The 23649-nt window shown below is 71.7% G+C and carries 23 protein-coding genes and 1 riboswitch; of the genes, 10 read left to right on the top strand and 13 right to left on the bottom strand.

Annotated elements, in window-relative coordinates:
• The first annotated feature begins 6 nt into the window (after window positions 1-6).
• On the top strand, window positions 7-483 hold the full coding sequence (locus tag ACIBCU_RS34160; protein ID WP_362941826.1) for a GNAT family N-acetyltransferase: 477 nt from the start codon (window positions 7-9) through the stop codon (window positions 481-483).
• A gap of 8 nt (window positions 484-491) precedes the next feature.
• Here the strand turns inward: ACIBCU_RS34160 and ACIBCU_RS34155 are convergent, their stop codons facing one another.
• Together ACIBCU_RS34155 and ACIBCU_RS34150 are read right to left on the bottom strand one after the other, a co-directional pair.
• Window positions 492-1481 carry a zinc-binding dehydrogenase gene (locus tag ACIBCU_RS34155; protein ID WP_399236235.1) on the bottom strand — a complete coding sequence of 330 codons (990 nt, stop codon included), beginning with the start codon at window positions 1479-1481 and terminating at the stop codon, window positions 492-494.
• A 75-nt stretch (window positions 1482-1556) separates the two neighbouring features.
• Window positions 1557-2771 carry an NAD(P)-binding protein gene (locus ACIBCU_RS34150; RefSeq protein WP_399236233.1) on the bottom strand — a complete coding sequence of 405 codons (1215 nt, stop codon included), beginning with the start codon at window positions 2769-2771 and terminating at the stop codon, window positions 1557-1559.
• A gap of 110 nt (window positions 2772-2881) precedes the next feature.
• On the opposite strand from ACIBCU_RS34150, the gene ACIBCU_RS34145 reads away from it, so the two are divergent.
• Window positions 2882-3589 (top strand): pentapeptide repeat-containing protein, encoded by a 708-nt coding sequence (locus ACIBCU_RS34145; protein ID WP_399236447.1) that lies wholly within the window; start codon window positions 2882-2884, stop codon window positions 3587-3589.
• A 17-nt stretch (window positions 3590-3606) separates the two neighbouring features.
• On the opposite strand, the gene ACIBCU_RS34140 is transcribed toward ACIBCU_RS34145, so the two are convergent.
• From ACIBCU_RS34140 to ACIBCU_RS34130, 3 genes are read right to left on the bottom strand one after another with little or no spacing between them, the layout of a single operon-like run.
• Complete coding sequence (locus ACIBCU_RS34140) at window positions 3607-4104, bottom strand: hypothetical protein (protein ID WP_033297163.1); 498 nt, start codon at window positions 4102-4104, stop codon at window positions 3607-3609.
• Window positions 4105-4157: 53 nt separating this feature from the next.
• A complete protein-coding gene (locus tag ACIBCU_RS34135) occupies window positions 4158-4808 on the bottom strand; it encodes a response regulator (protein WP_399236231.1) in 651 nt (216 codons plus the stop codon).
• Complete coding sequence (locus ACIBCU_RS34130) at window positions 4805-6157, bottom strand: sensor histidine kinase (protein ID WP_399236229.1); 1353 nt, start codon at window positions 6155-6157, stop codon at window positions 4805-4807. The genes ACIBCU_RS34135 and ACIBCU_RS34130 overlap by 4 nt, the downstream gene beginning before the upstream one ends.
• Window positions 6158-6338: 181 nt before the next feature.
• On the opposite strand from ACIBCU_RS34130, the gene ACIBCU_RS34125 reads away from it, so the two are divergent.
• Both ACIBCU_RS34125 and ACIBCU_RS34120 read left to right on the top strand, forming a co-directional pair.
• Entirely contained in the window at window positions 6339-6896 is a 558-nt protein-coding gene (locus ACIBCU_RS34125) for a heme-binding protein (RefSeq protein WP_362936264.1), read from the top strand.
• A gap of 35 nt (window positions 6897-6931) precedes the next feature.
• Window positions 6932-8353, top strand: coding sequence for a M1 family metallopeptidase (locus ACIBCU_RS34120; RefSeq protein WP_399236227.1), 1422 nt, complete (start codon window positions 6932-6934; stop codon window positions 8351-8353).
• Window positions 8354-8375: 22 nt separating this feature from the next.
• On the opposite strand, the gene ACIBCU_RS34115 is transcribed toward ACIBCU_RS34120, so the two are convergent.
• Both ACIBCU_RS34115 and ACIBCU_RS34110 read right to left on the bottom strand, forming a co-directional pair.
• Entirely contained in the window at window positions 8376-9953 is a 1578-nt protein-coding gene (locus tag ACIBCU_RS34115; protein ID WP_399236225.1) for a M4 family metallopeptidase, read from the bottom strand.
• Between the two features lie 211 nt (window positions 9954-10164).
• Complete coding sequence (locus ACIBCU_RS34110; protein ID WP_104787851.1) at window positions 10165-10740, bottom strand: TerD family protein; 576 nt, start codon at window positions 10738-10740, stop codon at window positions 10165-10167.
• 172 nt (window positions 10741-10912) lie between these two features.
• Here ACIBCU_RS34110 and arfB point away from each other — a divergent pair, with 172 nt between their 5' ends.
• Window positions 10913-11347, top strand: a complete 435-nt coding sequence (gene arfB / locus ACIBCU_RS34105) for an alternative ribosome rescue aminoacyl-tRNA hydrolase ArfB (protein WP_187355791.1) — start codon at window positions 10913-10915, stop codon at window positions 11345-11347.
• A 30-nt stretch (window positions 11348-11377) separates the two neighbouring features.
• On the opposite strand, the gene ACIBCU_RS34100 is transcribed toward arfB, so the two are convergent.
• Entirely contained in the window at window positions 11378-11884 is a 507-nt protein-coding gene (locus tag ACIBCU_RS34100; protein ID WP_362936275.1) for a flavin reductase family protein, read from the bottom strand.
• Window positions 11885-12231: 347 nt separating this feature from the next.
• Here ACIBCU_RS34100 and cdgB point away from each other — a divergent pair, with 347 nt between their 5' ends.
• Both cdgB and ACIBCU_RS34090 read left to right on the top strand, forming a co-directional pair.
• A complete protein-coding gene (cdgB, locus tag ACIBCU_RS34095) occupies window positions 12232-13884 on the top strand; it encodes a diguanylate cyclase CdgB (protein WP_362936278.1) in 1653 nt (550 codons plus the stop codon).
• Between the two features lie 132 nt (window positions 13885-14016).
• Window positions 14017-14997, top strand: coding sequence for a carbohydrate-binding protein (locus ACIBCU_RS34090; protein WP_362936281.1), 981 nt, complete (start codon window positions 14017-14019; stop codon window positions 14995-14997).
• A gap of 95 nt (window positions 14998-15092) precedes the next feature.
• Here the strand turns inward: ACIBCU_RS34090 and ACIBCU_RS34085 are convergent, their stop codons facing one another.
• From ACIBCU_RS34085 to ACIBCU_RS34075, 3 genes are all read right to left on the bottom strand, one after another.
• Window positions 15093-16025, bottom strand: coding sequence for a 1-phosphofructokinase family hexose kinase (locus ACIBCU_RS34085; RefSeq protein WP_399236221.1), 933 nt, complete (start codon window positions 16023-16025; stop codon window positions 15093-15095).
• 166 nt (window positions 16026-16191) lie between these two features.
• Window positions 16192-17346, bottom strand: a complete 1155-nt coding sequence (gene nagA, locus ACIBCU_RS34080; protein ID WP_399236219.1) for an N-acetylglucosamine-6-phosphate deacetylase — start codon at window positions 17344-17346, stop codon at window positions 16192-16194.
• Window positions 17346-18239, bottom strand: a complete 894-nt coding sequence (locus tag ACIBCU_RS34075) for an ROK family protein (RefSeq protein WP_399236445.1) — start codon at window positions 18237-18239, stop codon at window positions 17346-17348. The genes nagA and ACIBCU_RS34075 overlap by 1 nt, the downstream gene beginning before the upstream one ends.
• 226 nt (window positions 18240-18465) lie before the next feature.
• Between ACIBCU_RS34075 and ACIBCU_RS34070 the strand changes: the two genes are divergently transcribed.
• The 3 genes from ACIBCU_RS34070 (at window position 18466) to otsB (ending at window position 20959) form a co-directional block, all read left to right on the top strand.
• The gene (locus ACIBCU_RS34070) at window positions 18466-19743 is read left to right on the top strand and encodes an ABC transporter substrate-binding protein (protein ID WP_399236217.1); all 1278 of its coding nucleotides are present in this window, start codon (window positions 18466-18468) and stop codon (window positions 19741-19743) included.
• A 14-nt stretch (window positions 19744-19757) separates the two neighbouring features.
• Entirely contained in the window at window positions 19758-20018 is a 261-nt protein-coding gene (locus tag ACIBCU_RS34065) for a DUF3263 domain-containing protein (protein WP_399236215.1), read from the top strand.
• Window positions 20019-20110: 92 nt separating this feature from the next.
• The gene (otsB, locus tag ACIBCU_RS34060; protein WP_399236213.1) at window positions 20111-20959 is read left to right on the top strand and encodes a trehalose-phosphatase; all 849 of its coding nucleotides are present in this window, start codon (window positions 20111-20113) and stop codon (window positions 20957-20959) included.
• Here otsB and ACIBCU_RS34055 read toward each other — a convergent pair.
• A complete protein-coding gene (locus ACIBCU_RS34055; RefSeq protein ID WP_399236211.1) occupies window positions 20956-22332 on the bottom strand; it encodes a trehalose-6-phosphate synthase in 1377 nt (458 codons plus the stop codon). The genes otsB and ACIBCU_RS34055 overlap by 4 nt on opposite strands.
• Window positions 22333-22402: 70 nt before the next feature.
• The gene (locus ACIBCU_RS34050) at window positions 22403-23353 is read right to left on the bottom strand and encodes a glucosyl-3-phosphoglycerate synthase (RefSeq protein ID WP_399236443.1); all 951 of its coding nucleotides are present in this window, start codon (window positions 23351-23353) and stop codon (window positions 22403-22405) included.
• Window positions 23354-23506: 153 nt separating this feature from the next.
• A riboswitch (SAM riboswitch) is annotated at window positions 23507-23634 on the top strand.
• The last annotated feature ends 15 nt before the right edge of the window (window positions 23635-23649 follow it).

Genomic DNA, 23649 nt, shown 5'->3' with positions numbered 1-23649 from the left:
GCCCCCATGATTCGCGTAGCCACTCCTGAAGACGTCCCTGCCATCCACGCCATGGTCCGTGAGCTCGCCGAGTACGAGAAGGCGCTCGACGAGGCGAACGCCACCGAGGAGCAGCTGCACGAGGCCCTGTTCGGTGAGCGGCCCGCCGCGTACGCGCATGTCGCGGTGGCGGACGACGACGGCGCGGTGGTCGGCTTCGCGCTGTGGTTCCTCAACTTCTCGACGTGGCGCGGGGTGCACGGGGTGTATCTGGAGGATCTGTACGTGCGCCCCGAGCGGCGTGGCGGCGGTTACGGGAAGGCGCTGCTGGCGGAGCTTGCGCGGATCTGTGTGGAGCGCGGTTACGGGCGCCTGGAGTGGTCGGTGCTGAACTGGAACGCCCCGTCCATCGCGTTCTACGAGTCGCTGGGTGCGCGTCCCCAGGACGAGTGGACGGTGTACCGGCTTCACGGCGGGGCACTGGCAGAGCTCGGAGCGGCCTGAGGGCCTTTTTACGGTACGAGGACGACCTTGCCCACCGTGCCACGGGTTTCGAGTGCGCGGTGGGCCGCGGCCGCTTCGGCGAGCGGGAAGCGCTGGACGGCGGGGCGGAGGCGGCCCGCGGCGGCTTCGGCGAGGGAACGGGTCTCCAGGGCCCTCATGCCGCCGCCCTTCTCGATCATGACGGGGCCCAGGACGCCGCGGGACGTGATGCCGCGCTCGGCGAGTTCCTTCTCGCCGAGGGCCGGCGTCTGTCCGCCGGAGGCGCCGTAGGAGAGGTGCTCGCCGCCCGGGCCGAGCAGGTCGAGGGCGGCGCGGGCGGTGATCCCGCCGACCGAGTCGAAGAGGACGGTGGCGGGACGGCCGAGGGCTTCGAGGTGGGAGCGGACGCGGCGCGGCCAGTCGGGGAGGGTGTAGTCGACGGCGAGGTCGGCTCCGTTCTCCGTGGCGCGGGCGGTCTTGGCGGGCCCGCCGGCCAGGCCGACGACGGTGGCTCCGGCGTTCTTGGCGTACTGGACGAGGAGCGTGCCGATGCCGCCGGCCGCGGCGGTGACGAGGGCGACGGAGCCGGGGCCGAGGTCGGTGAACTGCACGATGCCCAGGGTGGTGCGGCCGGTGCCGATCATGGCGACGGCCTCGGCCGCGTCGAGACCGGCGGGGAGCGGGTGCAGCTTCTCGGCGTCGACGACGGTCAGTTCGGCGTAGCCCCCGGGGGCCGCGCCGATGTGGGCGACGACGTCGCGGCCGAGCCAGGCGGGGTCGGTCCCTTCTCCGAGGGACTCGACGGTGCCCGCGATCTCGCGTCCGGGGATGGTCGGCAGGCCGGCGGCGGTGATCGGGTAGGGGCCGGGTCTGCCTTCGCGCAGGTGGGTGTCCACGAGGTGCACGCCGGCCGCGGCCACGGCGACGCGGACCTGGCCGGGGGCCGGGACGGGGTCCTCGGTCCGTTCGTGGACGAGGTTCTCCGCGGGGCCGAAGGCGTGGAGGCGGATGGCGTACATGGTGGGCTCCCCGGGTGGCGGTGTGGTGGCCGGTGACTGGTGCTCTCCACCCTCCGACCTCAAGTGCGCTTGAGGTCAAGGAGCTTCTGCCGTGCGGGGCGTCTCCTGTGCCGTCTGGGTCTCCTGTGCCGTCCTGCCGAGGAGTTTCAGAGCCAGGACCGCCGCTTCGATGCCGCTGTTGAACGCGACTTCGCTGAGCAGTCCCGGGGCGGCGACCTGGTCGCCCGCGAGCAGGACCCCGTCGCCGCGGTCGACGGCGGGCCGGTCGCGCCAGGTGGTGCCGGGCTTGTCGACGGCGCCGGTGCGGCCGGCAGCGAGGGCTTCGCGGCGCCAGGTGGTGCGGTCGCGCCACCCGGGGAAGCCGAGGTCGAGCAGGTCCTCGGCGCGGCGGACGGCGTCGGCGCGCGGGGTGCCGGGGGCGAGGGGGATCTGTGCCTGGATGAGCTGTTCGCCGGCCGGGGCGAGGGTCGGGTCCTGGGCGGTGAACCGTTCGACCCAGCCGGGGGCGTCGAGGTCGGAGACGATGAACGGGTCGCCGCGGCGGGTCCGCAGGGCCAGGTCGAGCAGGGCGGTGCGGCCGCTGTCCCAGGTCAGGGAGGAATCCTCCAGCAGGGTGCGGGCGGAGTCCAGGTGGGTGGCGACGATCACCGGTCCGCTGTCGCGGAGGGCGGCCAGGTCGCGGGGGCCGATGCGGTCGGCGGTCTCGATGCGCACGCCGAGCTTCCAGGCCAGGGAGGCCATCCGGTCGACGAGCTGCGCCCAGCCGCCGACGGGGTAGTGGGCCTCGGGCGGCAGCGCGGTCGCGCGGCGCAGGCGTGGCTGGACGAAGGCGGCGGAGAGCGAACCGGGGTCGTGGTGGAAGAGGGCCACGCCCATGTAGTGCGCCGCCGCGCGGGCACCGTCCTCGCCCACCTGGCCGGTCGCCCAGCTGAGGAAGTCGGTGTCGACCGGGGCTGTGCGGGCGCTGCGGCGGGCGAGGCGCAGCATGGCGAGGGGCGGGGTCCTGCGCAGGGCGCCCTCGCGGCGGAAGAGGAAGCGGGTGCCTTCGAGGGGCGGTACGGAGGCCATCGGACCGAGGAGTTTCCGCTGTTCGAGCCAGGTCCAGTGCGGTCCGCGGCGGTACAGGGCGTGCGGGCCCTCGTTGGTGAGATAGGGGCCGTCGGAGGTCCTGGCCCGTCCGCCGAGGGTGTGGTGGGCCTCGTGGAGGGTGACCTGGGCCCGGGACTCGGCGGCCGTGATCGCGGCGGTCAGTCCGGCGAGGCCGCCGCCGACGATGTGGATGCGCTGCATGGCTGGGTCTCCTTGCTGTCGGGCGCTTCTGCATGGAGGACGGTTCGGCCTTCTCGTTCTGTGACACCGGGACCTGAGTATCAGCATCGATGTCAGTCGTGTGCGTCACGATGGGGGGCATGGCACGTACAGGCAACAGGAGCAGCAGGGGCGCGGGCGCGAGGGACGGGGTGGCCGAGGCGCGGCGGCCGGAGGTCCGGCTCCCGCCCCTCGTGGAGTACGACGGGGAGGGCCTGGAGCCCGACGGGGACTACGACGGGGTGCGGTTCGGGGAGACGGACCTGGCCGACGCGTCGGGTCCGGGGGCGCGCTTCATGGACTGCGAGCTGCGCGGCTGCGCCCTGGACCGTACGGAGCTGGTGCGTGCCAGGTTCATCGACTCGGTGCTGTCGGGGGTGCGGGGTGTGGGCACCGATCTCGCGGGGGCGTCGCTGCGGGATGTGGAGGTCCTGGACGCGCGGCTGGGTGGGGCGCAGCTGCACGGCGCGGTGCTGGAGCGGGTGCTGGTGCGGGGCGGGAAGATCGATTACCTGAATCTTCGCAAGGCGCGGCTGAAGGACGTCGTGTTCGAGGGGTGTGTGCTCTCGGAGCCGGATTTCGGGGAGGCGCAGCTGGTCCGGGTGGAGTTCCGGGACTGTGTGCTGAAGCGTGCCGACTTCAGTGCGGTGCGGATGGAGTCCGTCGATCTGCGGACGGTCGCGGAGCTCGACATCGCGCGGGGTGTGGAGCGGCTGGCGGGGGCGGTGATCAGTCCGTCCCAGCTGATGGAGCTGGCTCCGGCGTTCGCGGCGCAGATCGGGGTGCGGGTGGAGGCGTAGGCCTACTGGCGGGCCCGTCAGAGGCGGGGGAAGCGGGCCTGGAGGTCCCAGACGACGGGGTTGTCGGCGAGGCCTTCGTGCATGTCGGCCAGGTCGGCGATGAGGTCGTGCAGGAAGTCGCGGGCCTCGCGGCGCAGCAGGGAGTGGCTGAAGGTGAGCGGCGGTTCGTCGCCGGGCATCCAGTCGGCCTCGACGTCCACCCAGCCGAAGCGGCGCTCGAAGAGCATGCGGTCGGACGATTCGGTGAAGTCGAGTTCGGCGTACTGCTGGCGGTGCGAGCGGTTGCCCCGGGGGTCGCGGTCGATCTGCTCGACGATGTCGCAGAGTGCCCAGGCGAAGTCGAGCACGGGGACCCATCCCCAGGCTGTGGACACCTCGCGGTCGGCCTTGGTGTCGGCGAGGTAGACGTCCCCGGAGAACAGGTCGTGCCGCAGGGCGTGGACGTCCGCGCGGCGGTAGTCGGTCTGCGGGGGGTCCGGGAAGCGCCGGGAGAGGGAGTAGCCGATGTCGAGCACGGTTCGATGGTGTCATGCCGCGCGAGCGCCCCGCGCCGCTCGCCGGCGGGGGCTTACGGGAGCAGCCTCTGTTCCTTGGCGACGGCGACGGCTCCCGCCCGGGTGTCCACGCCGAGCTTCTCGTAGATCCGGCCCAGGTGGGTCTTGACGGTGGCCTCGCTGATGAAGAGTGCCCGCGCGATGTCACGGTTGCCGAGGCCCTGGGAGAGCTGGCCCAGGATGTCGAGTTCGCGTTCGGTGAGGGTGGGCCGGGGGCTGCGCATCCGGGCCATGACCCGGCTGGCGACCGGCGGGGAGAGAGTCGTGCGGCCCTGCGCGGCGGCGCGGATCGCGGCGAAGAGCTCCTCCGGGCGTTCGGCCTTCAGCAGGTAACCGGTGGCCCCGGCCTCGATGGCGCGGGTGATGTCGGCGTCGGTGTCGTACGTGGTGAGGACGAGCACGTTGGCGGTGCCGGCTCCGGTGCCGGCTCCGGCGGCGATGCGGCGGGTGGCTTCGACGCCGTCGATCCCGGGGCCCAGCTGGAGGTCCATGAGGACGACGTCGGGGCCGAGCCGGGTGGCCAGGGCGACGGCCTCCTCACCGCTGCCCGCCTCGCCCACGACCTCGATGTCGGGTTCGCCGCCGAGGAGGGCGAGCAGCCCGGCCCGTACGACGGCGTGGTCGTCGCAGAGCAGGATCCGTACGGGCCTCACGGGCGGGGTCATGCGCGTTCCTCCGGGGGCGGCGGGGTGGTCCGGGACAGAGGCACGGCGGCGGACAGGACCGTGCCCTCGCCGGGCGCCGATTCGATGGTCAGGGTGCCGCCGAGCTGCTGGACCCGGGCCCGCATCGCCGGCAGCCCGTGGCCGCGTACGCCTTCGGGCGGGCGGGGCGCCGTCCGGGCGGGGCTGAAGCCCCGGCCGTTGTCGGCGACGTCGAGGGCGACCCGGTCACCGAGGTGGGTGAGGGTCAGCGCGGCGACGGTGGCCTCGGCGTGCTCGGTGATGTTCGCGAGGGCGCCCTGCGCGATCCGCAGCAGGGCCGACTGCACCCGGTCGGGCAGCGCGGCGGCCGGCACGCCCTCCACATGGCAGCGGACGGTGAGGCGGCCTCCGGCCTGGGCGGTCTCCCGGGCGGCGAGCGCGTGCAGCGCCGCGTCCAGCCCGCCGCCCTCCGCGAGGTCGGCCGGGGCGAGGTCGTGCACGAAGCGGCGTGCCTCGGCGAGGTTGCGCTCGGCGATGCCCGTCGCCGTCAGGACGTGGCGGCGGGCGGCGGCCGGGTCGGTGTCCCAGGAACGGTCGGCGGCCTGGAGCAGCATCTGCTGGCTGGAGAGGCCCTGGGCCAGGGTGTCGTGGATCTCCATGGACAGCCGCTGGCGTTCGGCGAGGGTGCCTTCCCGGCGTTCGGTGGCGGCGAGTTCCCTGCGGGTGCGCAGCAGGTCGTCGATGAGTTCGCGCTGACGTGCGGCCAGGTCCCGCTGGCGGACGGCCTGGCGCCGCATGTGGACGAAGACGGCCGTGGCGACGGCGGCGACCGCGGGCGGGGCCAGGACGAGATTCGGGTCGAAGCCCGTGGCGAGCCGCAGCTGTGCGGCGACGACGAAGACGGTGAGCAGGGCGACGAGTGCGAGGGCGGCGCGCGGCGGCAGGATGCGCAGGCCGGTGTAGAAGAGCGGGACGGCGCACCACGCGAAGCTCGGTGCGAGGACGACCAGGACCATCCACACCACGACGAGGACGCCGAGCCAGGTCAGCCGTCGGGGGGTGGGGCGGGAGCCGAGCACCGGTCCGACGAGGTACAGCACGGCGAGCACGGCCGACAGGGCGATGATCCAGGGGGTACGGGTCTCGCCGGGGTGGCGCATCAGGAAGCGCGCGAGGGAGGCGCCGAGCAGCAGGAAGAACGCGGCGTGCATCAGGAGGGCCATCCCCCGGGCGTCCGGGTCACCCGCCGCGTCCGGCACTGCCGTCCGCTCCGTGTCCGGACCGCTTCCGTTCCGCCGCACCTCGTACCCGCGCTCCCTCGACCGTGACCTGTGCTCCCTCAGCACCGCGCTGCTGACCTGCGCGGACACCCCATGGTCACCCCGCGGGGCCGCCTCCGCATCAACCGATCGGCTGACGGGGCGGTCAGCCGATCCGGGTGCGGCTTCCAGCCGGTACGCCGACCGGGCGGGCCCGGATCCGGCCGGAGGATCGACAGCAGGAAGCCGGACGGTTCGAGACAGAGCCGACGAACACCTTACGGAGACCACCATGAAGAAGATGTCGCTGCGCACCCGAGCCCTGACCGGTGCCGTCGCCGCAGCCGCCCTGGGCGCCGGAACCTTCGGCGCGATGTCCGCGAACGCGTCCACGCCGGCCGCCGCGCCCGCCGCCGCCGTGAAGGCCGACGCCTCCGACCGGAATCTCCAGCAGTCCACGCACCTGACCGTCGCAGCCGCCACCAAGGCCGCGCAGGCCGCTCTGGACGCCGCGAAGAAGGAGAACCAGCGGATCTCGGTGGCCGTCGTCGACCGTAACGGCAACACCCTCGTCACCCTGCGCGGCGACGGTGCGGGCCCGCAGTCCCCCGAGTCGGCCGTGAGGAAGGCGTACACCGCCGTCTCCTGGAACGCGCCCACCTCCGAGCTGGTCAAGCGCCTGGAGCAGGCCCCGAACCTGAAGGACATCCCCGGCACCCTGTTCCTGGCGGGCGGCTCACCCGTGCAGGCCAAGGGCGCTCCGGTGGCGGGCATCGGCGTCGCGGGGGCCCCGAGCGGCGACCTGGACGAGAAGTTCGCCGCGGCGGGCGTCGCCGCCGTCTCGAAGTAGCGGGGCGGCGCCCCCGAGCTCTTAGGATCGGCGGCGTGGAACAGCCGACAGCAGCAGCGGCACGCCGCACCGCGCGCGGCGGCGCCCTGCTGCTGGCTGTGCTCACCCTGGTCCCGGGCTGCACGGCGGGCCTCGGCGGGAGCGGGTGGACACCGGGTGCGGCCGGGGTGGGTGACCCGTACTTCCCCCGGCTCGGCAACGGCGGCTACGACGTCACGCACTACGGACTGTCCCTCGACGTCGATTCCACGGCGGGCCGGCTGAGCGGCACGGCCGTGATCACCGCCCGGGCCACCCAGGACCTCAGCGCGTTCAACCTGGATCTGACCGGGCTGAAGGTCGTCTCGGCGACGGTGGAGGGCCGCCCCGCCGCCGTGAACCGGGCGGGATCGGAGCTGACGCTGCGTCCGGACCGCGCTGTCGCGGACCGCCTCCGTGAGGGATCCACCTTCCGCACCGTCGTGCGCTATGCCGGCTCGCCCCGCACGGTGACCGATCCGGACGGCTCCGAGGAGGGCTGGCTGAGGACCGCGCACGGAGCGGTGGCGCTGGGGGAGCCGACCGGCTCCATGGCCTGGTTCCCCGGGAACCACCACCCGGGTGACAAGGCCTCGTACGACGTGGGAGTCACCGTCCCGGAAGGGCGGACCGCCGTCTCCAACGGCGAGCTGACGTCCCGTCGTACGGCACGGGGGCGCACGACGTTCCACTGGCGCGTCCGCGAACCCATGGCGAGCTACCTCGCGACCGTCGCGGTAGGCCGCTGGACGGTGCGGGAGTCGGCCACCGGGAACGGCCTGCCGGTGGTCACCGCCGTCGACCCGGACGTGGCCGGAGCGAGCGCCCCCGTGCTCGCCCGGATTCCGGAGGTCGTCGCGTGGGGGGAGAAGCTGTTCGGGCCGTACCCCTTCTCCTCGGCCGGGGCGGTCGTGGGCCGCCGTGGGGACGCGGGGTACGCGCTGGAGACCCAGAACCGGCCGTTCTTCCCCGGCCCGCCGGACACCGGGCTGCTCGTCCACGAGCTGGCCCACCAGTGGTTCGGCAATTCGGTCACGCCCGCGAGCTGGCGGGACATGTGGCTCAACGAGGGCTTCGCGACGTACGCGGAGTGGCTCTGGAGCGAGGACCACGACGGCGTTCCCGTGGCGGAGAGTTTCGGCAAGGCGTACGCCGACGAGGCGAACTGGGCCTTCCCGGCCGCCCGCCCGCCGGGCGCCGCCGATCTGTCCCGGCCTCCGGTGTACGGCCGCGGTGCGATGGTCGTCCACAGGATCCGGCAGGAGATGGACGACGACGAGGCCTTCTTCGGCCTGGTCAGAGGCTGGCTGACGGCACACCGGCACGGCAACGCCTCGACGGCCGACTTCACCGCGTACGTCGGGAAGGAGTCGGGCCTGGACCTGACGGAGGTGTGGGACACCTGGCTCAACGGCGGGAGCCGGCCCGCCAGAGGCTGACCGGCTCCCGGTGGCGCTCCGGTTACTTGACGTTGACGCCGCTCCAGGCGGCCTGGACGGCCGTCAGTTCGGCGCTGTCGGCACCGAACAGGTCGGTGGCAGCCTTCTCGGTGGCCTCGCGGGCTCCGGCGTAGTCGGTGCTCGACGTCATGTAGACGGAGAGCGCCTTGTACCAGATCTGGTAGGCCTTCTGGCGGCCGATGCCCGTGACCGTCGAGCCGTCGGCGGTCGGGGAGTCGTAGTCGACACCGTCGATGGTCTTGGCGCCGCTGCCTTCGGCCAGCAGGTAGAAGAAGTGGTTGGCGACACCGGAGGAGTAGTGCACGTCGAGGTCCCCGACGCCGGAGTCCCAGTAGTCCGCCGAGCCGCCGTCCTTGCTCGGCTCGTCCATGTAGCGCAGGGGCGTCCCGTCGCCGTTGATGTCGATCTTCTCGCCGATGAGGTAGTCACCGGGGTCGGTGGCGTTGTCGGCGAAGAACTCCACGGAGGTGCCGAATATGTCGCTGGTCGCCTCGTTGAGGCCACCGGACTCGCCCGCGTAGTCGAGGTTGGCGGTGGCCGAGGTCAGGCCGTGGCTCATCTCGTGGCCCGCGACGTCGATCGCGGTGAGCGCGCTCTTGTCGTCGGCCCCGTCGCCGTAGGTCATGCAGAAGCAGCTGTCGTCCCAGAAGGCGTTGACGTAGCCGGTGCTGAAGTGGACGCGGGAGTACGCGGCGCGGCCGTCCCCGGCTATGCCGTCGCGGCCGAGCTCGGACTTGTAGAAGTCCCAGGTCGTGGCGGCTCCGTAGTGGGCGTCGACCGCCGCGGTCTGGCGGTCGTTCCCGGTGCCGTCACCCCAGGTGTCGTCGGCGTCGGTGACGAGGTCGCCGGTGCCGGTCTGGCCCTGGTTGAGGTCGTACGTCTTGTGCCCGCCCCGGTCGCCGTCGGTCAGCTCGAAGCCCGAACCGCCCTGGGTGGTCGAGAGCGTGACCTTCCCGCTGTACTGGCTGTTCCCGGTGCCGGTCTCGACGGCCTCGTAGCTGTGCAGGCGCTTGCCGGTCGTGGCGTCGGTGATGATGTGGAGCCGGCTGGGGGTGCCGTCCTTCTGGACACCGTTCTTGACGGTCTCGAAGGCGAGGGCGGGCTTGCCGCTGCCCGCCCAGACGACCGTGCGCGCGCCGGCCGCGGCCTTCAGCTTCGGCTGGGTCGAGGGCACGGCGATGCGGGCCTCGGTGGCCTTGTCGACGCCCTTGGAGGTGCCGTCGGCGGCGGTGTGGGTGACGAGGTCACCGCCGAGGACCGGCAGCCCGGCGTAGGTGCGCTCGTAACGGGTGTGGACGGTGCCGTGGGCGTCCTTGATCACGTCACGGACGATCAGTTTCTCCTGGCTGCCGAGCCCGAGGGTTTCGGCGGCCGACGAGGCGTCGGCCTGGGCGGCCCGGAGGGCGGTGGCACGGTGGGCGGCCGTGTTCACGCCGAGGGCGGTGGCGCCGGCGGAAGAGGCGGTGTCATCCGCGGCGCGGGAACCGGCCGATGCCGTACCCGTCTGGACTCCGACGACGACCATCGCGGCAACTGCGGCCAGGGCGGCGGCGCGACGGGTGTTCATGTGGGGGGTCATGCCTTCTCCGTTGCTCGTTCCTGTGGGGGTTACGAGCGGAGAGCGTGCCACCGAACGGACAGCTTTGACGGGACGCCGACAATTACCTCACAAGTTTTTGACCAGTTCTTGTCCGGCTGGAGTGCGTTCGTGTCCGCTATATGAAGCGAACGCACGGGAGCCCCCAGCCGACCTGAGTCGGGCGGGGGTTCCCGTGGGTAAGGCGTCTACGTCAGAGGTTGACGCCGAAGTCCTGGGCGATGCCGCGCAGGCCCGAGGCGTAGCCCTGGCCCACGGCGCGGAACTTCCACTCGGCGCCGTTGCGGTAGAGCTCGCCGAAGACCATGGCGGTCTCGGTGGCGGCGTCCTCGCTCAGGTCGTAGCGGGCGATCTCGGTGCCGCCGGCCTGGTTGATGATGCGGATGAAGGCGTTCCGCACCTGGCCGAAGTTCTGGCTGCGAGCCTCGGCGTCGTAGATGGAGACCGGGAAGACGATCTTGTCGATGTCCGCCGGGAGGCCCGCGAGGTTGACGTTGATCTGCTCGTCGTCGCCCTCGCCCTGACCCGTGACGTTGTCACCGGTGTGGACGATGGTCTGGTCCGGCGTCGCCTTGTTGTTGAAGAAGACGAAGTGGCCGTCGGAGAAGACCTTGCCGGCGGTGTTGACCGCGATCGCCGAGGCGTCGAGGTCGAAGTCGGTGCCGGTGGTGGTGCGGACGTCCCAGCCGAGGCCGACCGTGACGGCGGTCAGGCCCGGGGCCTCCTTGGTGAGCGAGACGTTGCCGCCCTTGGACAGGCTTACAGCCATGGGAAGTCCCTTTCCTCGTCGTGTGCGGGCTTCGTGCCATCACGAAAGCTACCGTCACCCGTCCTAACGCAGACAAGAGACCACGAGGTTCCTGTTCCCTTTACTTTCTTTGCCGAAATTCTGGCCGAACGCTCGCAAAACAAGGTGACGAACCGGTCGTACGCCAGGGAACATGGGTGTCATGTCCGGGCCCTATGTCATCCGCGGTTCGGTCTCCCTGCCGGAGGCCGAACTCATGTGGCGTTTCTCGCGGTCCTCCGGGCCCGGCGGGCAGCACGTCAACACGAGCGACTCCCAGGTGGAGCTCCGCTTCGACCTCGCGGCGACCGAGGCCCTGCCCGAGGTGTGGAAGGCCCGGGCCCTCGAACGTCTGGCGAGCCGGCTGGTCGGCGGTGTCGTGTCCGTACGCTCCTCGGAGCACCGCTCCCAGTGGCGCAACCGTGAGACGGCCGCCGTGCGGCTCGCGGCGCTCCTGGCGGAGGCCACGGCCCCGCCGCCCAAGCCGCGCCTCAAGAAGAAGATTCCGCGCGGCATCAACGAGCGCAGGCTGCGCGAGAAGAAGCAGCGGGGCGACACGAAGCGCGGGCGCTCCGGCCGCGACTGGTGACGGCCTCACGGAGATCCGCGGGCGTGCCGGTCAGCCCAGCTGCCGGTAGCGGCCCTTGAAGTACGTCAGCGGCTCTCCGTCCGCGCTCGGCAGCGAGGCCGTCAGCACCCTGCCGATCACCAGCGTGTGATCCCCGGCCAGGACGCGCTGCTCCGTGCGGCACTCCAGGGTGGCCAGTGCCCCCTCCACCAGGAACGCCTCCGTGACCTCGCCCCGTATGCAGGGGATGTCCGCGAACAGCAGCCGGTCGCTGATCCGCCCCTTCATGGCGAACCGGCCGGCGATGCTCCGCTGGTTCTCCGCGAGCACCGACACCGCCCACTGCGGCTGCTCGGCCAGAAGGTCGTCCATCCGTGAGTCGTTGCGCAGGCTCACCATGACCAGCGGGGGGTCCAGGGACACCGACATGAAGGCCGTCGCGGTCATCCCGACGTCCTCGCCCCGGCCGTCCTCGTCCAGCGGCGGCTCCTGGGCGGTGATCAGCACCACCCCGGCGGCCAGTCTGGACAGGGCGGCGCGGAATTCGTCGTTGCTCACCCCTTCAGCATGGGGGTCGGCTTCGGGGCGCGGGGCGGGGGGAGTCTTCTGCAGCACACGGGGCACGCTAGTGCCGCGGTACGCCCTGTCGCATCGGGCCAGGGGACCAGCCGGGTCCTAGGACCACCGTCCCAGGTGTGCCGATTTGCGTTCGGTAAATAAAAGGAGTCCCAGGAGACGCCTCGGACAGCTTTTATCATCTGTTGTGACTTGAGTCACAGAGAGCAATATTTGTTGACCCTGTGTACCGGCTGCACAGCTCACTGTGATTCAGTGGCCGTGACAGTGCAACAAGTACGTCGATATGAAACCTGGAGTTGCTGTCGAGGTCTCAGGGAGTGCGAGCAATGGAGGCCGAGTCGGAGCCGTACGTCCGCCTTGCGACCATGCGGCAGTTGCACCAGGCCGTCGCTGATCTCAATACGGCGCGGAGCCTGGCGGACACGCTGCAGTCCGTGGCCGACGGCATCGTCACCGGCCTCGGTTACGAGCTGGGCTGCGTGAACCTCGTCCGTCCCGACGGTGATCTCGTGGTCGCCGCCTTCGCCGGCAACAGCGCCGCGGAAGCCCTGATCACCGGCCGTGTCGGCTCCCGTGAGTCCTGGGAGCGCAGGCTGTCGATGGGCGAGGCCTGGGACGAGCTCCGGTTCATACCCCACACCGAGGGCTGGGTGCTCCTCGACGACGACGTACCGCAGTGGCACACCGAGGGGCCCGAGCCCCGCTTCGAGGACGAGTGGCACCCCCTGGACCGCCTCTACGCCCCCATGTACGCCTCCGGCGGAGGTCTGGACCTCCTGGGGGTCATCTCGGTCGACAGGCCGCGCAACGGCCGCCGCCCCGGCGCCTGGGGCCGTGAGGCCCTCCAGATGTACGCCTCCCAGGCGGCGATTGCGATCAGTAACGCTCGTCTCCGAGCAAACATGCAGCGCGCACTGGTCAGGCTCGAGCGCGAACAGCAGGCGCTGCGCGCCAGTGAGGAATCCTTCCGCCAGGCGTTCGAGTACGCCCCCAGCGGCATGGCCATCGCCGAGATGGGCGGCGACCAGCACGGCAGGCTGCTGCGCACCAATGACGCGCTCTGCCGACTCCTGGGGCGCCCCGCGTCCGTCCTGCGCCGCTACTCCTTCGCCGACCTCGTCCACCCCGAGGACATCGGCACCCTGCTCCGCACGTCCGCCGAGGGAGGGCGGGCGGAGCTGCGGCTCGGGCGCAGGGACCGCACCTATCTCTGGGTCTCGCTGCGCAACTCCGTCGTCGCCGACACCACCGACGGGCCGCGTTTCCTGCTCACCCACGTCGAGGACATCGAGGAGCGCAAGCGCAACGAGCTGAACCTCGCGCACCGTGCCTCGCACGACGCGCTCACCGGTCTGCCCAACAGTGCCGAGCTGCGCTCCCGGCTCGGCGCGCGGCTGTGTGAGAGGCCTCACTCGGTCGCCTCCAGCGCGATCGAGGCGCTGGACGCGGCCTACGGCGATGTCGAGAGCGCGGCGCACGGCTACCGGGCGGACGGTTACGAGGGGGAGATCGCCCCGGGCGTCGGCCCCTACGACCACCATGTGCACACCGTGGCGCCCGACCCGGACCGCGACGACGGCACCAAGGGGCTCGCGGTGCTCTTCTGCGACCTGGACGGCTTCAAGTCCATCAACGACCGCTTCGGGCATCACGCGGGTGACGCGGTTCTCATCGAGGTCGCCCGGCGGCTCACGACGTGCGTACGGGACGGTGACACGGTCGCGCGGCTCGGGGGTGACGAATTCGTCGTCCTCGCGGACGGTCTCGGGGCCGCAGATGCCGCGGATCTGGCCGTACGCTTGCGTAACGCCATTATTCCGCCCATCCGGGTGGACGGCCGGGCAGTCAGGGTCGGGGCGAGTTTCGGTATCGGCTGGGCCGAGTGCGGCATGACCGAGGAAGAGGTCCTGCACTCCGCCGACCAGCGGATGTATGTGGAAAAGCGGTCCCGATCGAAGGTTCACCGCAGAGCCGGCTGACGTTCACGCCCTGGCTGTCCCCGTACACCGCCCGGTTTTCCGGGGGACCGAGAGCAATTCGACGCGTGCTCCGTTCGGGGTAGGCTCGGCCGGTCGGCGACGGCTGGCGACATGGTGAGGAGTGACCCAGGGATGACGGCCGGAAACAACGGCGCGAGCAAGCCCGAGGACGACGATCCGTTCGGCTATCTGTACGAGGACGGGCGGGCGGCAGGCGCACAGCCGCCCGGGCAGGGTGGATACGGCTACCCCGGTCCGGCCGCGCAGCCCGGCGTGCCCAGAACGTCGTACAACCAGGTGCGGACGGTCGGTGAGCGCCAGTACGGGCAGGTACCGCCGCAGCAGGCGTACGGCCAGCAGCCCCAGTACGGCCAGCAGCCCCAGTACGGCCAGCCGAACCCGCAGTACGCGGCGCCGGAGACCTACCCCGGCGGTGCGGTGACCGCGCAGCACGGGTCGGTGCCCGGCGGGAACGGCGGTCCCGGCCGTGGGGGCCCCAACACCAAGGCGCTGCTGATCGCGGCCGTCGCGGTGGTCGCGGTCGTGCTCATCGGCATCGGCGCGGCGCTGATGACGGGCGACGACAGCGACGGCAAGAAGGACGAGGCCGGGTCGTCGGCGGGTCCGGCCGACGAGGTCGGGGACTCCCCGAAGCCCGAGAAGTCCAAGAAGCCGTCGCAGGAGTCCGTCGATCTGCCGAAGCAGGACGCGGCGACGCTGACGCTCGGGGGCACGGCGTCCCTGGACAGCACGGTCAAGGGCGCCAAGAGCGCGAACGGCCAGTACATCAGCCTCAACGAGGTCGGCCGGTCGGCCACCTGGACCGTCGATGTGCCGGAGAGCGGCCCGTACACGCTGTATGTGACGTACGGGGTGCCGGGCAAGGACGCCAAGACGTCCCTCACGGTCAACGACGAGGACCCGCGCTCGATCAACATGAAGAACTTCGCGAACGCCGCGGAGGGCGACCTGGAGAAGGGCTGGACGAACACGTACGCGTACGTGCAGCTCGACAAGGGGTCGAACACCCTGATGCTGTCCTGCAACGAGGGCGACTCGTGTGACGCCAACCTCGACCAGCTGTCGCTGAAGTCGGGGCACGTCAAGGACTGATCCGCCGCTCAGGAAACGCTTGGAGATCCAGCACCACCGTCGTCCCGGTCATCGCGCCCAGCGCGAGCCGGGACGCGGTCGTTCCGGGGGGCCGTTCAGGCCGCCGGTGCGTGCTGTTCGACGGCGACGCGGGTCAGCAGGTCCTCGTAGGCGGCGCGGTCGAACTCGCCGGCCGCCGGGGCCAGCACGGTAGCCGTGGACAGGGCCACCGCGCGGGTCAGCCGGTCCTGCCAGCCGAGCCCTTCGGCGAGGGCGGAGAGCAGTCCGGCCACGGCGGAGTCGCCCGCGCCCGTCGGGTTGCCCCGCACGGCGGTCGGAGGTGCGGCCCGCCAGACGCCGTCGGCGGTGACGGCGAGGAGCCCGTCCGCGCCCAGCGACGCGACGACGCTGTGCGCGCCCCGGCGGCGGGCGTCGCGGGTGGCACGCAGGGGTTCGCGGGCGCCGGTGAGCCGGGCGAGCTCGTCGGCGTTCGGCTTGACGAGGTCGGGGCGGGCGGCGATGCCGCGGCGCAGGGGTTCCCCGTCGGTGTCCAGGAGCACGGGGACGCCGGCCGCGCGCGCGAGCCGTACGAGGTCCGCGTACGCGCCGACGTGGACGCCGGGGGGCAGGCTGCCGCAGAGGGCGACGGCCGCGGCCCCGGGGAGGAGTTCTCCGAACGTGCCGAGGAAGGCCGCCCATTCGCCGGTTCCGATGTGCGGGCCCGGTTCGTTGAGCTGGGTGGTGTCACCGCTGGAGCGGTCGACCACGGCGAGGGTGCGGCGGGTGTTCCCCGCGACGGTGACGAGCGCGTCGGTGGGTCGGTGGGGGAGCGCGCCGAGGAGCTCGCGCAGGACCGCACCGGTGGCGCCGCCGGCGAAGCCGGTCACCACGGTCTCGTGGCCGAGCGCGGAGAGCACCCGGGCCACGTTGACGCCCTTGCCGCCGGGGCGCTCGGTCACGTCGTCGACGCGGTGGCTGGTGTGGGGGACGAGTGCGGGGACGGCGTAGGTCAGGTCGAGTGCCGTGTTCAGCGTGACGGTCAGTATCACCTGTACCGGCCCCCGGTTCCTTGATCGTCCGTGCCCACGCGCCGTCTCCCCGCGGCGCCGTCCCTGGTGATCATGCCAAAGAGGCGGCGGCCGTCCCAGGGTTCCGGGACAACCGCCGTCTCTTCGTTACGTGTTCAACCGCCCGCCCGTCGGCGGGCCCGGCCGGTCAGCCGACCGGGGGCTCCACGATCCACTCGCCCCGGCGCATGACGCCCTTGAGCGCGAAGTCCGCGTCCAGGACCACCAGGTCGGCGTCCTTGCCCGGGTCCAGTGAGCCGACCCGGTCGTACACGCCGAGGAGCCGGGCCGGGTTGGCGGAGATGGACCGGACGACGTCGTCGACGGGGATCCGGTCGACGGTCACGGCCCTGTGGAAGGCGGTGTCCAGGGTGAGGGTGGAGCCCGCGATCGAACCGCCCTCCACCAGGCGTGCGACACCGTCCTTGACCTCGACGGCGAGCGGTCCGAGCTCGTAGAAGCCGTCGCCCCCACCGGCCGCGTCCATGGCGTCGGTGATCAGCGCGACCCGGCCGACGCCCGCGTGGTGGTAGGCGAGCTCCAGGGCGGCGGGGTGCAGATGCGTGCCGTCGTTGATCAGCTCGACGGTGACCCGCTCGTCCTCCAGGAGCGCCGCGACCGGGCCGGGCGCGCGGTGGCCGATGGCGGGCATCGCGTTGAAGAGGTGGGTGGCGACGGTGGCGCCCGCGTCGATCGCCTCGACGGTCTGCTCGTACGTCGCGTCCGTGTGGCCGACGGCGGCGATCACCCCGTGCTCGGCGAGCAGCCGTACGGACTCGATGCCGCCCGGGAGTTCGGTGGCGAGGGTGACCATCCTGGCGCTCCCGCGCGCCGCGTCGAGCAGCTTGCGGACCTCTGCGGGGTCGGGGTCGCGGAGGAGGCCCTCGCTGTGGGCACCCTTGCGGCACGGGGAGATGAAGGGGCCCTCGAAGTGGATTCCGGCGAGCTCGCCCTGCTCGACCAGTTCGGAGAGCATGCCGGCCTGTCGGGCCAGGAAGTCCATCTCGCCGGTGACGGTCGAGGCGACGACGGTCGTCGTGCCGTGTGCGCGGTGCGCCCGCACCGCGGTCAGGGCGTCCTCGGCGGTGCCGGTGGCGAAGGACGCGCCACCGCCGCCGTGGTTGTGGATGTCCACGAATCCGGGGACCACCCAGTGGCCCGAGAGGTCGACGGTCCGGGCGTCCTCCCGCGTGCTGCCGACGATCCGGGTGCCCTCGACGATCACCCGGCCGTTCTCGACGGTGCCGGTGGGAAGCACCACCCGGGCACCTGCGAGAACCGTGCTGTCTGCGCGTCCGGCCATCAGGCGGAAACCTCCGTGGCGAGTAGATCCCAGGCGAGCAGCCCTGCGCCCAGGCATCCGGCGGTGTCCCCGAGGGCCGCCGGGACGATGTGAGGCAGCTTCTGGAACGTGACCCGTTCCTCGACAGCCGCACGCAGTGGTGTGAACAAGGTTTCCCCTGCCTCGGCAAGACCGCCACCGATGATGAGCGTGCGGGGGTCCAGCAGGGTGAGCGCGGTGACCAGCCCCGCGGCCAGCGCGTCGACGGCGTCCCGCCACACGCGCAGGGCCGCCGGGTCGCCCGAGGCCACGGCCTTGGCGCAGTCCGCGGCGTCCGCGTCGGGGTCTCCCGACGCGGCGGCCCAGGCCCTGGACACGGCGGCGGCCGAGGCAAGGGTCTCCAGGCAGCCGCGCTGGCCGCAGCCGCAGTCCGGGCCGTCCGGGCGGACCACGATGTGGCCGATCTCGCCCGCGTAACCGTGGGCGCCCGCCTCGATGGTGCCCGCGATGCCGATGGCGCCGGCGATCCCGGTGCCCAGGGGCACGAACAGGAAGCGGTCCGCTCCCTGGCCGGCGCCGATCCGTCCTTCGGCGAGGCCGCCGGCCCGGACGTCGTGGCCGAGCGCGACGGGTACGCCGCCGAGCCGTTCGCCGAGCAGCTTACGCAGGGGCACGTCGCGCCAGCCCAGGTTGGCGGAGTAGACGGCGATCCCGCGTTCCGCGTCGACTATGCCGGGCACGGCGACCCCGGCGGCGACGGCACTCTCGCCGAGGTGCTCCTCGCCGTACGCGCGGAGGTCCTCGGCGAAGCCGAGGATCGTCTCCACGACGGCTTCGGCGCCGCGGTCCCTGCCGGTGGCCCGGCGCGCCTCGTGGAGCAGGGTGCCGTCGGCCCCGACCAGAGCGGCCTTCATTCCTGTGCCGCCCACATCGAGGGCGATGACGTGTCTCACGGAGACAGTTTCGCCCGCCGACCCCTAAAAGGTCTAGTCCACTAGCGTGGTTTGTTGAGCACCCATACAAAACGGTCCTGCTAGATTGCCGAATCGATACGCAGGTGGTGTAGACCTCCATGCGGTCGTGAGGCAGGATCGCGGATCGCCGTCGGGAACGGCGGTGTCCGCGTCGACCAATGTAGGGATGGGCAAGGCTGTGCAGCGGCGCTATGTGGGTCTGACCGCGGTGGTGGCCGCATTCGGGATGACGGCAACGTTGTCGGGGTGCGGTTCGGATACCGGGGGCGGCGACGTCACCCTGCGACTGGTGGCGGCCGACTACGGCACGAGTGCGGAGAACAGCTCCCAGAAGTACTGGGACGACGTCGCCGGGAAGTTCGAGAAGGCCAACCCCGACATCAAGGTCGAGGTCAGCGTCTACTCCTGGAAGGACGTCGACCGCAAGGTCGCCGAGATGGTGAAGGCCGGCGAGGCCCCCGACATCGCGCAGATCGGCGCGTACGCCGACTACGCCAAGGCGGACAAGCTCTACGCCGCCGACGAGATGATCGCCATCCGCACCGGGTCCAACTTCCTGCCCTCGCTCACCGACGCGGGTGAGGTCGACAACACTCTGTACGGCCTCCCGTTCGTGGCCAGCACCCGGCTCCTCTTCTACAACAAGGGCCTCTTCGCCAAGGCGGGCCTCGGGGCACCGCAGACCTGGGACGACATCGAGAGCGACGCCACCGCGCTCAAGCAGCGCGGCGTGACCTACCCCTTCGCGCTGCCGCTCGGTCAGGAGGAGTCCCAGGCCGAGACCCTGATGTGGCTGCTCAGCGGGGGCGGCGGCTACACGGACGAGGTCGGCAACTACAACATCGACTCCCAGGCCAACATAGAGACCTTCAAGTGGCTGAAGAACAACCTCGTGGGCAAGGGCCTCACCGGCCCCGTCGCCCCGGGGAAGCTCGACCGGGCGAAGGCCTTCGAGGCGTTCACCAAGGGTGACGTCGGCATGCTCAACGGCCACCCGACGCTGATGCAGGAGGCCGAGAAGAAGGGCGTCGAGGTCGGCATGGTCCCGCTGCCCGGGATCGAGGGGCCGACCGAGGGCTCGATGGGCGTGGCCGACTGGATGATGGGCTTCAAGCAGAACGGCCACCGGGCGGAGATCGGCAAGTTCCTCGACTTCGCCTACACGGACGAGAACGTGCTCGCCTTCGCCGACCAGTACGACCTGCTGCCCGTGACCGGCACCGCGTCCGCCGCGATGGAGGCGGACAGCAAGCACAAGCAGCTGCGCGAGTTCCTGTCGGCGCTGCCGAACTCGCAGCTGTACCCGTTCGGCAAGACGTCGTGGGCGCAGGCCAGCGAGAGCATCAAGGAGAAGATCGGCTCGGCGGTCGAGCCCGGCGGCAGCCCGGAGAGCGTGCTGGTGGACATCGCGTCCCAGGCCCGGCAGGCGGAGAGTGCAGAGTAGGTAGGTTGGTTCATATGACCGGCCCTCCCGCTGACGAAGCGGACTCCACTGCCCCGCTCTCCGACCAGGAACGCGCGGTGCTGGCCCTGGAGCGGCGCTCCTGGCCGGGCCCCGGTGCGAAGGAGCGGGCCGTCCGGGAAGACCTGGGCATCTCGCCGGTCCGCTACTACCAGCTGCTCAACGCGCTCCTGGACGACCGCCGGGCGCTGGAGGCGGACCCCGTGACGGTGAACCGGCTGCGGCGGGTCCGGGACGCGAGGCGGGGGCGGCGCTGAGTCCCGGGCCTGCCGGGGCTCCGTCCCGGACCCAGCGCCTCGAACGCCGGCGCGGGGCTGGATTTGGCCCTGCTCACAGCTACGCTCGGACCATGGGCAATTCGGCACACCCCATCCCGACCCCGTCCACCCAGGCCGGCCGCGAAGGCCTCGCCGCACTCCTGGCCCGTCCCTCCCGTGCGGTCGTCGCGCTGGACTTCGACGGCACGCTCGCCGACATCGTCCCGGATCCGGAGCGGTCCCGGGCGCACCCCGGTGTCGTCCCGGCCCTCTCCGCGCTCGCTCCCCAGGTCGCCGCCGTCGCCGTGATCACCGGCCGCCCGGCCTACACCGCCGTCCGCCACGGCGGCTTCGCCGGGGTGCGCGGCCTGGACCACCTCGTCGTCCTCGGGCACTACGGGGCCGAACGCTGGGACGCCGCCACCGGGTCCGCCCACGCCCCGGCCCAGGACCCCGGAGTCGAAGCCGTCCGGGGCGAGCTCCCGGCCGTGCTGGCGGAGGCGGGCGCCGACAGCGGCACCTGGATCGAGGAGAAGGGCCGCGCGGTCGCCGTGCACACCCGCCGCGCCGCCGATCCGCAGGCCACCTTCGAGGCCCTGCGCGTTCCCCTGGGCAGCCTGGCCGCGCGTCACGGCCTCATCGTCGAACCGGGCCGCCTCGTCCTGGAATTGCGCCCGCCGGGCATGGACAAGGGCGTGGCGCTCGAGGAGTACGTGAAGGAGACCGGCGCCGAGACGGTGCTCTACGCAGGCGACGACCTCGGCGACCTCGCCGCGTACGCCGCCGTGGAGAAGCTCCGCACCCGGGGCACCGCAGGTCTGCTGGTGTGCAGCGGCACCGAGGTCCCCGAACTGGCCGAGCGGGCCGACCTGTTGCTGTCGGGCCCGGCGGCGGTCGCGGAACTGCTCCGCTCCATCGCCGGGCGCCTCACACAGTCCTAGGCGCGCAGCGCGTCCAGCTGGTCCAGGAACCACTGCTGCGGTGGCAGCGCGGTGGCGGCGGCGGCCAGGCGCTTCGAGCGGGCGCCGCGCTCGTCGGGGTCCATCGTGAGCCCCTCGTGCAGCGCCGTCGCCGTGGCCGACACGTCGTACGGGTTGACCACGATCGCGTCCTCGCCCAGCTCCTCGTACGCCCCCGCCTCGCGGGAGAGCACCAGCGCGCAGCCGTGGTCCGAGACGACCGGGACCTCCTTGGCGACGAGGTTCATGCCGTCGCGGATCGGGTTGACCAGGGCCACGTCAGCCAGCCGGTACGCCGCGAGGGAGCGGGCGAAGTCGTCGTCGACGTGGAGCAGGACCGGGGTCCAGCCCTCGGTGCCGTACTCCGCGTTGATCGCGTCGGCGACCCGCCGCACCTCCGCCGTGTAGTCGCGGTAGACCGTGAGGTCCTGCCGGGAGGGGTAGGCGAAGGCGATGTGCACCACCCGCTCGCGCCATTCGGGGCGCTCCTCCAGCAGCGCACGGTAGGCGTGCAGGCCGCGCACGATGTTCTTGGAGAGCTCCGTGCGGTCCACCCGCACGATCGTGCGGCGGTCCGCGCCGACCTGCTCCCGCAGGATCTCCATGCGGTCGTCCACGTCCGCCTCGTGGGAGCGGCGGCGCAGGAAGTCCCCGTCGGCGCCCAGCCCGTGCACCCCGATCCGGGTGTGGCCGGTGCCGCCGAGGATCTCCGTGCAGCAGCTGATGAAGGCGTCCGCCCAGCGCCGGGTGAGGAACGCGGCGCGGTCGGCGCCCAGGATTCCGTTGAGCAGCTGCTCGCCGATGTCGTCGGGCAGCAGCCGGAAGTAGTCGACGGGCGCCCAGGGGGTGTGCGAGAAGTGCCCGATCCGCAGGTCGGGCCGGAGCTCGCGCAGGAGGCCGGGGACCAGCGAGAGGTGGTAGTCCTGCACCAGGACCGCCGCGCCCTCGCCCGCCTCCTCGGCGAGCGCCTCGGCGAAGGCCTGGTTGTACGCCTCGAAGGAGGCCCACTGCCGGCGGAACTCCGCGTCGAAGACGGGCTCCACCGGCGTCTCGTAGATCATGTGGTGGACGAACCAGAGCACGGAGTTCGCGATGCCGTTGTACGCGTCTTCGTGGACCCCGGCGTCGATGTCGAGCATCCGGACGCCGGGCTCGGAGACACCGCGCCGGACCGCCTCGCGGTCGCCGTCACCGAGGGCGGCGCACACCCACAGCTTGTCGTCGACGGCGCTCAGGCCGGAGACGAGCCCGCCCCCGCCCCGCTTCGAGTCGAGTGTGCCGTCCTCCCGCCGTGTGTACGACACCGGGCCGCGGTTGGACGCGACGAGTACCTGGGCAGCGTGCTCGGAGACCATGTACCCGAACCTAGCCCGTTCGGGAAGCCGCCAAACGTGAAGCGTGTGCGGAGCCGGGCGGGAAGAACCGTTACGCCGCGTTTCGCGAGGCGTACTCCGCGATCTCGCGCATCGGGGGGCGTTCCTCGGTGTCCACCGCATGGGTGCGCGGGACGAATCCGTCGGGCCCCCGCTCGAACTGGGTGATCTCGGGGCGCACGAGGGTCCCCCGGGAGAGCCGCAGCTGCGCCGTCCGGTAGATCGTGGCCGCCATCCGGCCGAGTGCCTGGCCGTCCTGGTGGCGGTGTTTGCGTACGCCGACGTCGACCTGGGCCAGCGCGTCCAGGCCGACCGTGTGCAGCGCGTCGACGAGCAGGCCCAGCTCCACTCCGTAACCGACGGGGAAGGGGAGCTGCTCCAGCAGGGAGCGCCGCACCGCGTACTCGCCGCCCAGCGGCTGGACGAAGCCGGCCAGGCTCGGCCAGTGCAGATTGAGCAGCGGGCGGGCCACCAGTTCGGTCACCCGGCCGCCCTGGCCTGCGGCGTCACCCAGCGGCCGGTCGTACATGGCCTTCACGAAGTGCACCGAGGGGTCGGTCAGCAGCGGGCCGACGATCCCGGAGACGAAGTCGGCGGAGAAGTCCTTGAGGTCGGCGTCGACGAAGCAGACGATCTCCCCGCTGGTCACCAGCAGTGATCTCCACAGGACCTCGCCCTTGCCGGGGAGGGCGGGGATCCGGGGGAGTATCGCGTCCCGGTGCACGACCCGGGCGCCGGCCAGCCGCGCCGCGTCGGCGGTGGCGTCGGTGGATCCGGAGTCGATCACCACCAGTTCGTCGACGAGCTGGACCTTCTCCATCAGCTCGCGCCGGATCTCCGCCACGATCGCTCCGACCGTCGCCTCCTCGTTCAGCGCGGGCAGGACGACGCTCACGCGCGAGCGGTGCGGATCCTTCGCCCGCGCGGCCGTGAGCCGGTCCAGCGGGAGGTCGGCAGCAGACCAGGAACGCCTGGTCAGCCAGCGTTCCACCTCTTCCAGCACGGTCGATACTCCCTGTATGTGATCCATCTCGCGGTTCGGACGACTATCTCAATCGTCCGGTGCTTCGGTTACAGTCTTGAACAACGCGGATGACCCTCGCATGTCGGGGTCGGTCCGCGAATAAACGCCCGGATCCATGGTCCGGTGCCATAGCGCTCATCCAGAGGGACTGAGGGAACGGCCCGTTGAAGTCCCGGCAACCCTCCTGCCGACCGCGAGGTCACGGTGGGGAAGGTGCCAATTCCGTCTTGTGGCGAAATACGTCGCAAGGAAGATGAGGAGAAAGGGCCTCCGCC

Source organism: Streptomyces sp. NPDC051064 (assembly GCF_044455985.1).
Lineage (GTDB): Bacteria > Actinomycetota > Actinomycetes > Streptomycetales > Streptomycetaceae > Streptomyces.
The sequence above is the reverse complement of the archived record's forward strand: the minus strand, read 5'-3'. Positions and strand labels throughout refer to the sequence as shown.

What these genes read in the sequence shown, in the direction of transcription:
- ACIBCU_RS34090 (WP_362936281.1), top strand. Translation starts at nt 14,017, where the DNA reads ATGACGGCCGGAAACAACGGCGCGAGCAAGCCCGAGGACGACGATCCG.
- cdgB (WP_362936278.1), top strand. Translation starts at nt 12,232, where the DNA reads ATGGAGGCCGAGTCGGAGCCGTACGTCCGCCTTGCGACCATGCGGCAG.
- ACIBCU_RS34115 (WP_399236225.1), bottom strand. Translation starts at nt 9,953, where the DNA reads ATGACCCCCCACATGAACACCCGTCGCGCCGCCGCCCTGGCCGCAGTT.
- ACIBCU_RS34110 (WP_104787851.1), bottom strand. Translation starts at nt 10,740, where the DNA reads ATGGCTGTAAGCCTGTCCAAGGGCGGCAACGTCTCGCTCACCAAGGAG.
- nagA (WP_399236219.1), bottom strand. Translation starts at nt 17,346, where the DNA reads ATGGCCGGACGCGCAGACAGCACGGTTCTCGCAGGTGCCCGGGTGGTG.
- otsB (WP_399236213.1), top strand. Translation starts at nt 20,111, where the DNA reads ATGGGCAATTCGGCACACCCCATCCCGACCCCGTCCACCCAGGCCGGC.
- ACIBCU_RS34150 (WP_399236233.1), bottom strand. Translation starts at nt 2,771, where the DNA reads ATGCAGCGCATCCACATCGTCGGCGGCGGCCTCGCCGGACTGACCGCC.
- ACIBCU_RS34075 (WP_399236445.1), bottom strand. Translation starts at nt 18,239, where the DNA reads ATGAAGGCCGCTCTGGTCGGGGCCGACGGCACCCTGCTCCACGAGGCG.
- ACIBCU_RS34160 (WP_362941826.1), top strand. Translation starts at nt 7, where the DNA reads ATGATTCGCGTAGCCACTCCTGAAGACGTCCCTGCCATCCACGCCATG.
- ACIBCU_RS34125 (WP_362936264.1), top strand. Translation starts at nt 6,339, where the DNA reads ATGAAGAAGATGTCGCTGCGCACCCGAGCCCTGACCGGTGCCGTCGCC.
- ACIBCU_RS34145 (WP_399236447.1), top strand. Translation starts at nt 2,882, where the DNA reads ATGGGGGGCATGGCACGTACAGGCAACAGGAGCAGCAGGGGCGCGGGC.
- ACIBCU_RS34070 (WP_399236217.1), top strand. Translation starts at nt 18,466, where the DNA reads ATGGGCAAGGCTGTGCAGCGGCGCTATGTGGGTCTGACCGCGGTGGTG.
- ACIBCU_RS34065 (WP_399236215.1), top strand. Translation starts at nt 19,758, where the DNA reads ATGACCGGCCCTCCCGCTGACGAAGCGGACTCCACTGCCCCGCTCTCC.
- arfB (WP_187355791.1), top strand. Translation starts at nt 10,913, where the DNA reads ATGGGTGTCATGTCCGGGCCCTATGTCATCCGCGGTTCGGTCTCCCTG.
- ACIBCU_RS34135 (WP_399236231.1), bottom strand. Translation starts at nt 4,808, where the DNA reads ATGACCCCGCCCGTGAGGCCCGTACGGATCCTGCTCTGCGACGACCAC.
- ACIBCU_RS34155 (WP_399236235.1), bottom strand. Translation starts at nt 1,481, where the DNA reads ATGTACGCCATCCGCCTCCACGCCTTCGGCCCCGCGGAGAACCTCGTC.
- ACIBCU_RS34055 (WP_399236211.1), bottom strand. Translation starts at nt 22,332, where the DNA reads ATGGTCTCCGAGCACGCTGCCCAGGTACTCGTCGCGTCCAACCGCGGC.